General features: G+C 62.9%; 12 protein-coding genes and 1 pseudogene. 8 read left to right on the top strand and 5 right to left on the bottom strand.

Annotation, left to right across the window (positions count from 1 at the left end; genetic code table 11):
• The 5 genes from VBE63_RS20000 to VBE63_RS19980 all read left to right on the top strand — a co-directional run.
• The coding region (locus VBE63_RS20000) for a hypothetical protein (RefSeq protein WP_323684782.1) at window positions 1-196 on the top strand (196 nt) is incomplete at its 5' end.
• Window positions 187-1,104, top strand: a complete 918-nt coding sequence (locus tag VBE63_RS19995) for an FAD-binding protein (RefSeq protein ID WP_323684781.1) — start codon at window positions 187-189, stop codon at window positions 1,102-1,104. The genes VBE63_RS20000 and VBE63_RS19995, both read left to right, overlap by 10 nt.
• On the top strand, window positions 1,104-1,979 hold the full coding sequence (gene sdhB, locus VBE63_RS19990) for a succinate dehydrogenase iron-sulfur subunit (protein ID WP_323684779.1): 876 nt from the start codon (window positions 1,104-1,106) through the stop codon (window positions 1,977-1,979). Before VBE63_RS19995 ends, sdhB begins: the two co-directional genes overlap by 1 nt.
• An 86-nt stretch (window positions 1,980-2,065) precedes the next feature.
• Entirely contained in the window at window positions 2,066-2,989 is a 924-nt protein-coding gene (locus VBE63_RS19985; RefSeq protein WP_323684778.1) for an ABC transporter permease subunit, read from the top strand.
• Complete coding sequence (locus VBE63_RS19980; RefSeq protein WP_323684777.1) at window positions 2,986-3,840, top strand: ABC transporter permease subunit; 855 nt, start codon at window positions 2,986-2,988, stop codon at window positions 3,838-3,840. The genes VBE63_RS19985 and VBE63_RS19980 overlap by 4 nt, the downstream gene beginning before the upstream one ends.
• An 84-nt stretch (window positions 3,841-3,924) precedes the next feature.
• On the opposite strand, the gene VBE63_RS19975 is transcribed toward VBE63_RS19980, so the two are convergent.
• Together VBE63_RS19975 and VBE63_RS19970 are read right to left on the bottom strand one after the other, a co-directional pair.
• Window positions 3,925-5,664, bottom strand: coding sequence for a diguanylate cyclase (locus VBE63_RS19975; RefSeq protein WP_323684776.1), 1,740 nt, complete (start codon window positions 5,662-5,664; stop codon window positions 3,925-3,927).
• Between the two features lie 176 nt (window positions 5,665-5,840).
• Complete coding sequence (locus VBE63_RS19970; protein ID WP_323684775.1) at window positions 5,841-6,509, bottom strand: GNAT family N-acetyltransferase; 669 nt, start codon at window positions 6,507-6,509, stop codon at window positions 5,841-5,843.
• Window positions 6,510-6,640: 131 nt separating this feature from the next.
• Here VBE63_RS19970 and VBE63_RS19965 point away from each other — a divergent pair, with 131 nt between their 5' ends.
• Window positions 6,641-7,384, top strand: a complete 744-nt coding sequence (locus VBE63_RS19965) for a Uma2 family endonuclease (protein WP_323684774.1) — start codon at window positions 6,641-6,643, stop codon at window positions 7,382-7,384.
• Between the two features lie 135 nt (window positions 7,385-7,519).
• Here VBE63_RS19965 and VBE63_RS19960 read toward each other — a convergent pair whose 3' ends face one another.
• From VBE63_RS19960 to VBE63_RS19950, 3 genes are all read right to left on the bottom strand, one after another.
• Window positions 7,520-8,383: a universal stress protein gene (locus VBE63_RS19960; RefSeq protein WP_323684780.1), complete on the bottom strand. Its 864-nt coding sequence runs from the start codon at window positions 8,381-8,383 to the stop codon at window positions 7,520-7,522.
• A 175-nt stretch (window positions 8,384-8,558) separates the two neighbouring features.
• Window positions 8,559-10,040, bottom strand: coding sequence for a SulP family inorganic anion transporter (locus VBE63_RS19955; RefSeq protein WP_323684773.1), 1,482 nt, complete (start codon window positions 10,038-10,040; stop codon window positions 8,559-8,561).
• 457 nt (window positions 10,041-10,497) lie between these two features.
• Window positions 10,498-11,127: a class I SAM-dependent methyltransferase gene (locus tag VBE63_RS19950; RefSeq protein ID WP_323684772.1), complete on the bottom strand. Its 630-nt coding sequence runs from the start codon at window positions 11,125-11,127 to the stop codon at window positions 10,498-10,500.
• 205 nt (window positions 11,128-11,332) lie between these two features.
• Here VBE63_RS19950 and VBE63_RS19945 point away from each other — a divergent pair, with 205 nt between their 5' ends.
• Window positions 11,333-11,572 carry a ribbon-helix-helix domain-containing protein gene (locus tag VBE63_RS19945; protein WP_323684771.1) on the top strand — a complete coding sequence of 80 codons (240 nt, stop codon included), beginning with the start codon at window positions 11,333-11,335 and terminating at the stop codon, window positions 11,570-11,572.
• Between the two features lie 334 nt (window positions 11,573-11,906).
• Window positions 11,907-13,034: pseudogene (locus tag VBE63_RS19940) on the top strand (hypothetical protein); the annotation flags it as partial.

The following is a 13,034-nucleotide window of genomic DNA, read 5'->3' as shown; positions in this document are numbered from 1 at the left end:
CCCGCCACCGCAGCCCGCAGTGGCTCGCCGGCTGGCGCGTCCAGTGCGGATGCTGGTGCTGGTGCTGGTGCTGGTGCTGGTGCTGGTGCTGGTGCTGGTGCTGGTGCTGGTGCTGGTGCTGGTGCTGGTGCTGGTGCCGATGCTGGTGCTGGTGCTGGTGCTGGCGAGAGCAGGGACCGGGTCTATCTGGACCTGACGCATCTGGATCGCGGGTTCGTCTCTACGCGCCTCGGCGCCATCCTCTCGATCTATCGCAAGTTCGCGGGCGTTGATCCGCTCGATGCGCCGATGGAGATCTTTCCGGCGGCGCATTATGCGATGGGTGGCCTCTGGGTCGACTACGAGAAAGACGCGGCGACTGGCGGTATGAAGCCAGGCAGTCCGCGCAATCATGCGACCAGTATTCCGGGGCTCTATGCCTGTGGTGAGTGTGACTATGCCTATCATGGCGCCAACCGCCTGGGCGCCAATTCATTGCTCTCGGCCTCGTATTCCGGGCGTGTCGCCGGCGAGGCGGTGGCGAGCTATCTGAGCGGGCTCGAGCGGGGGGCCGATGCCACACCGACCGCCTTGTTCGCCGCCGAGGCGGCGCGTCAGCGCGCGATCAATCAGCGTCTGACGGACGCGAGCGGCGATCAAAACCCATTCCGCTTGCATCGCGAGCTGGGGAATCTGATGACCACCAAGGTTGGCGTGGTGCGCGATAACGCCGAGCTTGACGCTGCGCTGTCGGGGCTGCGGGAACTCGAGCAGCGCTTCGAGCGGCTGGCGCTGGGCGAGTCGAGCCGCTGGGCGAATCAGAGCTTAGCTCATGCGCGCCAGGTGCTGGATATGGTGCGTCTGGCGCAGGTGATGGCCGCGAGTGCCCGCGCGCGGGATGAATGTCGCGGCGCCCATTTCAAGCCGGCGTTCGATCTCGCCATCCCCGCGGGCAAGTTCCCTGGCGATCCGGAGTTCGAGACCTATCGCGAGCGTTGGAAGGCCAACAATACCGAGTGGCTGAAGACCACCGTCGCTGAGTATCAGCCGGACGGGCCGCGTATTGGGTTCGAGCCGGTCGACCTCGGGCTGTTAGCGCCCGACCAACCGAGGGATTACCGCTGATGCAAGCTCAGAAGCGATTGCATGCTGCGCGGAACAATGAGCGGTTCGCAGCGGCGGCTAAGGCAACCCCAGACCACGGGCGAGAGACCGGGGCGAGCAGGACACCGGATCGCGCCGACGCGGGCAGTAGAACCGTCGAGCTGCGCATCCGCCGGCAAGATGGTCCAACCTCTGCGCCTTATTGGCAGTCGTTCAGGCTCGAGGCGCGTCCAGGCGCTAACATCGTCTCGCTGCTGATGGATCTGCGCGAGCACTGCGTGACGGCCAGCGGTGAGCCCGTCGACCCGGTCGCCTTCGAGCACAACTGCATGGAGGAGGTCTGCGGCGCTTGCGCGATGCTGATCAATGGCGTTCCGCGTCCGGCCTGCTCGGCGCTGATCGCGGACCTTGAGACACCGATCCGGCTCGAGCCGCTGCCCAAGTTCCCGGTGGTGCGTGACCTGATGGTCGATCGCGCGCAACTGTTTGCACAGCTCAAGCGGGTCAAGGCTTGGATACGGATCGATGGGGCCTGGGACAACCACGAGCGCGCACCGCGGATCTCGCCGCAGGACTGGGCGGCCAATTATCTCTACAGTCGCTGCATGAGCTGTGGCTGCTGTCTGGCCGCCTGTCCGCAGTTTGGGCCGGATCAGGCCTTCGTTGGTCCAGCATCCCTGGCACAGGTGCGGTTGATGAACGCGCATCCAACCGGCCGTCACGACAAGGCCGAACGCCTGCATGCGATCATGGCCGATGGTGGCCTTAGCGACTGCGGCAATGCCCAGAACTGCGTGCGGGTGTGTCCGAAGGAGATCCCGCTGACCACCGCGATTGGCGAGCTAGGCCGGCAGACGACGGTGCAGGCCTTGAAGGATCTGTTCGGAGGTCGCTGATTTAGAAGCAAGGCGGACTCAGGCGCGGAGGGTTAAGATTGCGGTATTGATGCCTCAATCATGATGCTCCCAAGCTCCGGATGCCCTTGCTGCGATCCCTAACTGGCCGACCCTGGCGACTCAGCCCTGCGGTTAACATCGGCCTGCCTTATCTCTGGCTCGGGCTATTCTTTCTGCTGCCCTTTGTGATCGTGCTTGGCATTAGTCTGGCCGAGCCCGCATTGGCTCAGCCGCCCTATACGGCGCTCTGGGAATGGGTCGAGGAGGGCGTGCTGACCATCCGCCTTAACCTGCAGAGCTATCTGCTGCTGGCCGAGGATGACCTGTATCTGGCCGCGCTGCTCAGCTCACTCTGGATCGCGCTGGTCTGCACGCTGCTCTGCCTGCTGCTTGGCTATCCGATGGCCTATGCGATCGCGACCGCGCCCGAGCGCTGGCGGGTGCTGCTGCTGATGCTGATCGTGCTGCCGTTCTGGACCTCGTTCCTGATCCGCGTCTATGCCTGGATGGGCATCTTGCGCAGCAATGGCCTGCTGAACAACTTCCTGCTCTCGCTGGGCCTGATCGAGCAGCCGCTGCAGATCCTGCATACCCCGCTGGCGGTCTATATCGGCATCGTCTATTCCTATCTGCCGTTTATGATCCTGCCCTTGTACGCGAATCTGACCCGGCTGGATTTCAGCCTGCTCGAGGCCGCGGCGGACCTGGGCTGCCGGCCTTGGCGCGCCTTCTTGGCGGTGACGCTGCCGCTCTCATTGCCGGGGATCGTCGCCGGCAGCATGCTGGTCTTCATCCCGGCGGTGGGCGAGTTCGTGATCCCCGACCTGCTCGGTGGCCCGCAGAGTCTGATGGTCGGCAAGATGCTCTGGACCGAGTTCTTCAACAACAAGGATTGGCCGCTGGCCTCGGCCTTGGCGATCGTGCTGCTGGGGTTACTGGTGGTGCCCTTCGTCATGCTGCAGCGACTCGAGGAACGCTGGGGGCGTCGGCTGGAGGATGAGCGGCCATGAAGGAAACCGCGAGCGGTCCGGGCAGCCGCTCTGGCTGGGGCTCCGCCATCGGACGGCGCTGGCCGCTGTTCACGGTGCTCGCCTTCGGTTACGCGTTTTTGTACGTGCCGGTGCTGCTGCTGATCCTGTACTCGTTCAATGAATCGCGGCTGGTCACGGTCTGGGCTGGGTTCTCGACCAAGTGGTACGGCGAACTGCTGCGCAATCAGCAATTGCTCGATGCGGCCTGGCTCAGCGTGCGCATCGCTGCAGTGAATGCTAGCATCGCGGTGGTCTTGGGCACCTTGGCGGCGAATGCGCTGGTGCGCCATGGCCGCTTTCGCGGTCGCACCGGCTTCGAGCTGCTGCTAACCGCGCCGTTGGTGATGCCGGATGTGATCATCGGCCTGTCGCTGTTGTTGCTGTTCGTCGCCATGCAGCAGGCGCTGGGCTGGCCACCGGGGCGTGGCTTCACCACCATCACCATCGCCCATATCACCTTCAGCATGGCCTATGTGGCGGTGATCGTGCGTGCAAGGCTGGCGCGTATGGACCGCTCGCTGGAAGAGGCGGCGATGGACTTGGGCGCGCGGCCATTACGGGTCTATCTGAGCATTACGCTGCCGCTGATCGCGCCGGCGTTGTTGGCCGGCTGGCTGCTGGCGTTCACGCTCTCGTTGGATGATCTGGTCATCGCCAGCTTCGTCTCCGGCCCGGGTGCGACCACCTTGCCGATGCTGATCTATGCCAGCGTGCGCATGGGCGTCTCGCCGCAGATCAATGCGCTGGCGACTATCATCGTCGCGCTGGTGACCTTGGCCGTGGTCATTGCCGCGCTGACGATGCGCCGTCCGAAGGGCGAGCGGCAGTAGGCGGTGTCTGTCAAATCTGGCGCTATTGGGGTCGAGATTGTCCGGCAATCCTCGCAATCGACCAACGCTAGGGCAAGAACGGCATCAGCTTTGGTGTATCGGCCAGTCCTGATCCTGTTGGCGAAGTTGGCTTGGAGGCTGGCTTGGGGGCACCGCTGGCTCAGTGCTTTGGTGGTCAGGCGGCCTGCCCATCTCGACATAGCAGACCCGATTGCGGCCTTGGCGTTTTGCTTGGTAGAGGGCATTGTCGGCGCGTGTGATGATCATGTCGGGGGTGTCATCCTGGCCGTTGGACTCGGCGATGCCAATACTCAAGGTGATCTTGAGCGGCTGGCTGCTTGTGCCAAGCTCGGTGGCGGCGAGCTCGATGCGAAACCGCTCCATTGAGCTTTGCGCCTGCGCCCAGCGGGTCTCCGGCATCAGCACGATGAACTCCTCGCCGCCCCAGCGCGCGGTCCAATCCGCCTCGCGCACCGATTGGCGTAACTGTTTTGCGAATCCTTTGAGGACTGCGTCCCCGACGCTGTGCCCATAGGTATCGTTGATGGCCTTGAACAGGTCGAGATCCAGCATCGCGATGCAATAAGGTTGCTGGCTGCGCTGGCTTTGCGCATGGACGCGTCGAAGCGCGCACCAGAAGCTGTAGCGATTGAGCAGGCTGGTCAGTCGATCATGGTTGGCGCGATAGTTGAGCTTGCGCTCAGCACGCTTGCGCTGCGAGATGTCGAGATGCACGCCGATCGAGAGTTGACCACGCCCTGATGGGTCGCGCTCGCAGATGCGGCCATGATCCTCGATCCAGGTCCAATGGCCGTTGCGATGGCGCATCCGGTATTCGCCCTGAAAGCCATCCTGGTCACCGCAGATCGCGCGTTCAAGTGCGTCTAGCGTGGCGACGGCATCGTCCGGGTGTAGTTGGGCCCGCCACCAGTCGATCGTGGGTACGATCTCATCAGGTGCATAGCCAAGCATGGCAAGGTATCTGGCATCCGCGCCGGCTTCACCGGTCTTGATGTTGGCCCAGTAGACGCCGGTCCCGCTCGCATCCAGGGCAATATCCAGGCGTTGTTGGGTCCTGATGAGGTGCTTTTCGATCTCGGCCTGCTCACTGATGTCGAGGACAAAGCCCACCAGATCAGCGCTGTCTGAATCCTGCTTTGGTAATGCCGATCCGTAAACGCGGGCGGTGCCTGTGCTGCCATCATCGCGTCGAATGTCGAGCGTGATGGCGTAGGGGATTCCTTGCTCGCTGCAGTTGCGCACGGCTTCGCGCAGTCTTGGCCAGTCGTCGCTGCTGACATAGCGCTCATGCTCATCGAAGCTCGGCTCGCCGAGCGTCGGATCGCGCCGGAAGATCGCGAAGACCTGTTTCGACCATTGTGGTCGGCCTGTCTCAACATTGAGTCGCCAATGCCCGATCTGCGAGATCGATTCAGCAACATTGAGCAGTTCGCGCAAGCGTTGCAGCTCGCCGAAGTCATCCTCTTGGGGGATGCGCTCATGGGCGTAGAGGATGGCCTCGGTACCCTGGGTGAGTGGTAGCGGGCGAGTCTGGAGCTCGAACGCAAGCGCAGTCCCATCACGGTGGCTCAGCGTGGCGATAAGGTATCCAAGCGGCTGCTGGCTCAGGCTCTGCCAGATGCCATCCCAGTGCTCGCTCGACCACGCTGGGTTGATCTCCCAAACCCTGCAGCCGAGCAGCTCATCACGCGCGTAGCCGAGTCCTTGGCAGGCGGCCAGGTTGACGTCGAGGATGTCACCATTGGCATTGATCCGAAAGATAGGATCAGGGGATTGCTCGAACGCGAAACGATCCAAAGTCATGACCGCCTCCTGCCAACAGGGTGCCAAAGATCGACAGCTCAGCATCAGCGATGCATTGGGTTGCCCTGAAACAAGCGCTTCATCGTCCGGGGTGGCGAGGCGCCATGTCCGTTAGGCAAGTGCGTGCACCTATTAACGACATTAGCACAGGGATGGATCGTCGACCGTGCAGATGATCAAGAATCTTGAACAGGGTGCTCTGGAGCCCTAACGGAGGCTGTGCTGTCCGAAGGACGAGTCGATTTGAGCCAAAACAGCATCGGTTTTTCAGATTCCTCGGCCTCGCCAAGCTCTCTCCAGCTGAAGCGCGTGCTCAGTTCTGGATGGCGTTGATAGCCACGCCTTTCCCAGAAGTGGTTTAGTGGCATATAGCCCGGTGGTTGGCGCGGGTCGGCCGGGTCGCGCTCGACGGCGCAGAAGGCATACCAGTCGAAGGCGTATCCCTGCTCGGCGCAGAGCCTCTGCGCATGACGCTCGCGCTCCTCGAAGAAGCGCACGCCGAGACCGCGTCCGCGATAGGCCGGGAGCAGCACCGATTCACCGAGATAGAAAATGCGCTCGGGATCATAGCCATGGGCGAGGAAAGGCGCCTTCACCTCGTCGGTCTCTTCGGCCATCGGCAGCGCGGTGGAGGCGCCAACCACGCGCTCGCCGTCGAGCACGATGGCCACGACGCTGCCGCGGGCTTGGCGGTAGGTCTCGAGGTAGCGCGCCTCATAGGCGGCATCGCCGTCGTAGAGGTATGGATACTCGCGAAAGACAGTAATCCGGAGCTCGGCCAGTGCCGGAATATGGCGCTCGAGCTCGGCGCCGGTGGCGGTTAGGATCTGCAGGTTGTCAGTCATCGGTGGTTTCAGTGGTTGAGGGATGAAGCAGTGGAGGGAGATCAAGGCGTCTCAGGTGATTGATCGCTTTCGGTGATTCGGCTAGTGTTTGTGCTGTCGACCATGCAACGGCAAGCATAGAGCATAGATGCATGACCTTGATCACCGAGCTCGAAACCGATGTCGTTTATCCAGACAGCGATGGTCGGCCCATGGCGGAGAGTGATTTCCAGCGCGAGCCGCTGATCTACGCCGTGAATGCCTTACGACGCTGGTTCCATGCGCGTGAGGATGTCTATGTCTCGGGCAATATCCTGCTCTACTACGAGCAAGGTAACCCGCGCGCGGCGGTGGCGCCTGACGTGCTCGTCGTGCTTGGGGCGCCGAGCCACAATCGGCGCTCCTACAAGCTCTGGGAGGAGCCCAAGGCGCCGGACTTCGTGATTGAGATCACCTCGCGTGCCACGGTCAGCGAAGACCAAGGTAACAAGCGGGGCCTCTACGCCTACCTCGGGGTATCCGAGTATTGGCAGTACGACCCAACCGGTGATTACCTCAAGCCTGCGCTCGCGGGATTTCGGCTCATCGATCGGAATTACTGGCCGATCCCCGTCAGATCCGACGCGGAGGGGACACTGGTTGGGGTGAGTGAGGTGCTCGGGCTCATGCTGCGCCTGGATGGCAACGGCTTCCATTTTGCCGATGCAGAGACGGGGCAGCTATTGCTGACCTACGATGAGTTAGAAGAGGCTCGGCTTGAGGCTGAAGCTGTCCGGTTTGAGACTGAGCGAGCGCTGCGTGATGCCGAGTTGAAAGCGACTCGCGAGGCCGCGCTGCGCCATGAGGCCGAGCAACGCATTGCGGCGCTCGAGGCACAATTGCGCGAGCGGGAGTGAGCCTTTGCGCCGCAAGCGGCAGTGAGCCTCGGCGCCTCTAGCGGCAGTGAGCCTTCGCGCCTCAAGCGGCAGACCTTGCCATTGCAGACGCGGCCGAGTCTCCGTATCCGTCTTCGGACAGCATGAGCTGTTGCGCTAGCGCAGCAACAGTGTCGGCACCTTCGCCGAGCGCAGCAGATCGGTGGTCTTGCTGCCCAAGAACAAGCTGCGCAGCGGTGAGTGGCCGTAGGCCCCCATCAGCAGCATGTCGATCGCCTGATCTTGCACGTATTGGGCGATGACCCGCTCGGTGTCGCCCGGCATCAGGGTCGCGGTGACCTCAAAACCGGCCTCTTCAAGCCTGTTGCGCGCCCAGTCGAGCTGCTTCTCGCCGTCACGGCGCGGCTTGCCGCTCATCAGTACATGCACCGGTAGACCACGGAAGAGCGGGCTGCGCGCCACCATCTCGACGCCGCGACGGGTCATGTTGCCGCCATCGAAGGCGATCAGCACCCGTTTGGGCTCGGTGAATTGGTCGGTGACAGCAAGAATTGGCTTGCTTAGCGAGCGGACCATGCGCTCGACATTGCGCCCGAGGTCGCGCTGGGTGGTCTCGGCTGACTCGCCACGGCGCCCGAGCACGAACAGCCGCACCTGGTCTTCGGCGCCGACCAGCGTCTCTTCGAGGTCTCCATAGCGCTGGCGCACATCGGGCGCGGCAACCCCGAGCTTGAGTGCGCGCTCGCGCAAGGCATTGAGGAACTCGCGACCACGCTCGCGGTTGGCCTTACTGCGCGATTCATCACGGTCGGCCAATTCGGTCAGCAGATTCTGCTGCGCATTCACACCGATGGCGCCGCTGTGGTCCTTGCCGAGCGCGACCTCCTTCTCGCGATCGAGGATGTGCAGCAATTCCAGCGGCGCGTCCATCTGCCGGGCCGCCCAGGCCGCGGCATCGGTGACAAAGTCGGCGAAGTGCGACTGATCGACACAGGCCAACACCTTGGCTTGGGGTTGCATGGGGTCTTCGGGTTGCATCGGCGTCTACTCTGTTCGGTGGTGTGCGCTTGCGCTGACGAGCGAGTGGCTGACTGAGTCGCCGCCCTTGATCTCTCTTTCCGATGAGTCTTTCTGATGAGTGTCAGGCGCTAGCGCTCAAATCGGGCCATTGTGACTGGGCGCTTTGGGGCGCTGATCAGTGCCCCATCAGGCTTTCGACGGCCTCGGGCTTATCATGCACCGCAAAGCGATCGACCATGGTGCGGCTGGCCTGGTTCAGGCCGACTACCACCACCTCGGTGCCCTCGCGACGGAACTTGAGCACCACCTTATCCAACGCGGTCACCGCGGTGATATCCCAGAAGTGCGCGCGGCTGACGTCGATGCAGACCTTCTCGATCACCTCCTTGTAGTCAAAGGCGGCGATGAAGCGATCGGCCGAGGAGAAGAAGACCTGGCCTACCACATGGTAAACACGCTCGCGGCCCTCGCGGGTCGGGGTTGAGCCGATATAGAGGATGCGGCTGACCTTCTGCGCGAAGAAGAAGCCGGACAACAGCACGCCGACCAGCACACCCTGGGCGAGGTCATGGGTGAGCACCGTCACCGCAACCGTGGCGATCATGACGATGTTGGCATCCAGCGGATGCTCGCGCAGGTTCTTGAACGAGGCCCAGTTAAAGGTGCCGATCGAGACCATGATCATCACCGCCACCAGCGCGGCCATCGGGATCTGCGCCACCCAGTCGTTGGCGAACACCACTAACACCAGCAGCACGACGCCGGCAGTCAGGGTCGAGAGCCGGCCGCGACCGCCGGATTTGATGTTGATGACGGTCTGACCGATCATCGCGCAGCCGGCCATGCCGCCGAAGAAGCCGGTCACCACATTGGCCGTGCCCTGGCCGACGCATTCGCGGTTCTTGTTGCTCTTGGAGTCGGTCAGGTCATCGACGATGGTCGCGGTCATCAGCGATTCGAGCAGACCGACCACGGCCAGCGTCGCCGAGACCGGGAAGATGATCTGCAGGGTCTCCAGGTTGAGCGGGATATCCGGGATCAGGAACACCGGTAGGGTGTCCGGCATCTGCCCCATGTCGCCGACGGTGCGGATGTCGATGCCGAAGTAGATGGCGGCTGCGGTCAGCGCGACGATGGCGACCAATGGGGACGGAATGGCCTTGGTCAGATAGGGGAAGAGGTAGATGATGCCGAGCGCGGCGGCCAAGACCCCATAGACCTCCCAAGTGAACTGGGCGCCGGTGATCTCGGGCAGTTGCGCCATAAAGATCAGGATGGCGAGCGCGTTGACGAAGCCAGTGATCACCGAACGCGAGACGAAGCGCATCAGGTTGCCGAGCTTGAGCCAGCCGGCGAGGATCTGCAGCACACCGGTCAGCACGGTCGCCGCGAGCAGATACTGCAGGCCATGATCGGCGACCAGGTTGACCATCAACACGGCCATGGCCGCGGTCGCCGCTGAGATCATCCCCGGCCGCCCACCGACGAAGGCGGTGACCACAGCGATACAGAAGGAGGCATAGAGCCCGACCTTGGGATCGACGCCGGCGATGATCGAGAAGGCAATGGCCTCGGGGATCAGCGCCAGCGCGACCACCAGGCCAGCGAGCAGGTCATTGGGGATATTAGACAGCCAGTCCTTGCGGAGTGATTTCATACGGGGAGCATTTCCAGGGCTGACGCGGACCTCGGGGCCAGCGGTGGGAAAACGACAGAGTGGCGCGGCTCCCAGGAGCGCCAAGGCGAATGATCCAGGCCAGGCGCAGGATCGGCATAACGATCCGGGGCAATGATCCAATTCAACGATCGAGACAAGGCGCAGGATCAGGTCGATCGACACACTAGCGCAGGGAAGGGAGCAGCAGGCACGGCATCGATTTGGATGTTGGCCTGAGTCCGATGGACTCAGTGGTCACTGAGTTGCTTTGGGCCTACATCGGCGGGGCTTCTCCAGAGGTGGGGAGCATCATCGGGGGCAACATTGACGCAAAGTATACAGGCAATGGGGGTATGCTGAAACTCAGCACGGCGTTCATTGGCCTTTGTGTCCGACCGCGCCGGGCAACGGATCATCGCTGCCGATGCTCGTCTTGCGGCCAAGGGGGAGAGCGGGATCAGCGTTGCATCAGCGCAATATTTTTGGTCGGAATGACGCAGCTGAGGCCGCGTTCGGCGGCGAGGTAGCGCAGCGTTTCCTCGCGGTAGAAGACCACATGGGTCGGGTCGCGCCGATAGTGCCAGTTGGCGAAGCGGCGGTCGTCGGTCTGGAAACAGGTCATCAGCGCTAGCCAACCGTTGGGACGCAGCAGGGTGGTGAGCCGATCGAATTCCTCGGCCGGGCGATGGAAGTGCTCGGCGGTCTCGGTGCAGGTGATGAAGTCGTAGCGGGCTTGTAGGGTCGCCAGGTCGGGCTGGAAGAAGGGGTCGTAGAGTGCGACCTGATGTCCCTGTTCGCGCAGCATCTCGGCGAGCGCGGGACCGGGGCCGCAGCCGTAATCAAGCCCTTGCGATCCTGGTGTCAAGCGCTCCAGCAGCGGCTCGGTGAGTCGGCTCAGAAAACGCCGGTAGCCAGCATCGGCGGGGTCGTTGTGATGCCGTCGGTATTCGCGGAACTCCTGGGCGGGCGAGGGGTGTTGGCCTGGGTCCAAGAAGCGCGCCGCGCAACACGGGCAGCGCCAGTAGTCGCGGCCGTCGACCCGAAGGAAAGGCTCGGGGTGCGCGGCGCGACAGACTGGGCAAGCCATGCCTGAGCTATGAAGACGCGGCGATGAACGGTGCTCGTCGCGAGCCTGATTCCAAGTCAAGGGAATGTGATGGCGAGAAGCGACCCTGGTGGCGATTGCTTGAATATTAGGCTGCCAGTCGGCCTTTGGCTATGAAGTTACGGCGATTACGTTAGGCTTGCGGTTAGACGTATAAACACACAAACGCTTACGAACGGAAAATGCCATGGACACTGTTCGCTGGAATGTCGCTGTCTCGGCCGATACGAATCACTCCTTGCGCCTGTTTCTGGCTAATCGGGGAGGTGGCCGGAAAGGGGACTTGTCGCGCTTCATCGAGGAGGCGGTCCGCGCCCACATCATGGAACTGAGCGCCGAGCAGGCCAAGGCGGCAACGGCTCACCTGAGCGAGGCAGCATTGACCGAGGCGATTGGTGAAGCGATCGATTGGGCGCGTCAACGCTGATGTGGGTTGTGCTGGATAGCAACATCCTGTCAAGTGCTCTAATCTTTCCCCCTGATCTCTCCTCATGGTGCGCCTGATGCCATCTACCGCGCCTAGCGGGCGGCGCGCTTCGAACCGCGATGATGGCTGGGGCTCACCAAACGCCTTCACGCAAAGCGCGTGCCGCAGCGGCGCGTGATCGCTGAGGGACGGCCAGGGGCCGAGTCGGCTAAGGTCTGCTCCAGCGTATACTGGGAGCTGATTCGGCTCAACCAATGCGGTCGACGCGGTAGCGACCAAACTGCGCCCGCCTTCGTGCAACTCCTGCCTTAACCGTCTGCTTCGTTTGTATTCAATGGAGATTCTTCACGCCTTCTGGCACCCCGACCCCGCTGATGCGTTTGCGCGCAGTGGCTGTTTTCGCCTTTGGGTGGAGACTGACGCGCTCAGCACGCCCGCATCTGCACACAAGACGCAAGCCCACAAAGGGCAGGCGACCAAAGAACCGACCAAGGGACAACTAACGCATCCCTTCGCGTTACCGCGGGCGGGTTGGCCAACCCTGCTAGAGACGCTTGGGCTCAAGAGGCCATCGGCGTCGGCCGAGCGCGCGTTACAGACCTGTCCGGTTTGGTTGCCCAGCGCGTCGCAGGGCCCGCTTCCCTCGCCTGAATTGGCTCGCCGGCTGGGTCAGGCCGGCGCTGAGGCAGGGATTGAGGCCGAGGCCGAGTCTGGAGCGACTGAGACGGGAGTGGAGACCAGCGCTCATCTCGCTGATCCGAAAGCTGCAGTGGCAGGTGCCGGGGCGGCCGCGGAGGCCATCGTGCTGCGGGCTTGGCAGGTTGAGACCTTCTCGCTTGAGGCGCCCCTTCGCCAATTCCGTGAGCTTCGCTTCTTGACCGATGACGCCTTTGGCGATCTGCGCGCGGGGGCTGATCTGCTTTTTTGGCACTGGTTCACGCAACAGCTCAAGCAACTCTTTCTTCAGGACCAGTACCTGCCAGCTCTCCGGTATCGCCAGCCGCCGAAGCCGCCTCGGCGCAAGACAACGCCACCGGGCGAGTTGCATCCAGTTTGGCAATGGGCCGGGCGCGCCTATGAGCAACTGATCGAGCAAGCATCGCCCACCATGCCGCCAGCTTGCGCAGTCGGTAGCGAGATCCGCTTTGAGCCGTCCAGCCTGCTCGAGCACTGCGCCGCCGTGCTGCTCGATGAGTTGGTGCGCCCAACACCGTTGCCAGCGACCTTCAAGAAACGCATTGATGGCAGCTTGGTGGCACTCGGCTTCGACCGGGCACCAGGCCAGCAGCCGCTTACGGTGACTGACGAGCAGCAGGCGCGATACCGCGCCTGGCGCCGCTGGCGGCAGGCGATCGATGGCGGCGAACAGGCGGCACGCTTCACGCTTGGCTTGCGCTTACTGGAGCCGCAGGATGACGCTGGGACTCCTGGGACTCCTGGGACTCCTGGGACTCCTGGGACT

Origin of the sequence: Lamprobacter sp. (assembly GCF_034860625.1) — a bacterium.
Classification (GTDB): Bacteria; Pseudomonadota; Gammaproteobacteria; order Chromatiales; family Chromatiaceae; genus Lamprobacter.
This window is presented reverse-complemented; position numbering and strand designations above follow the sequence as displayed.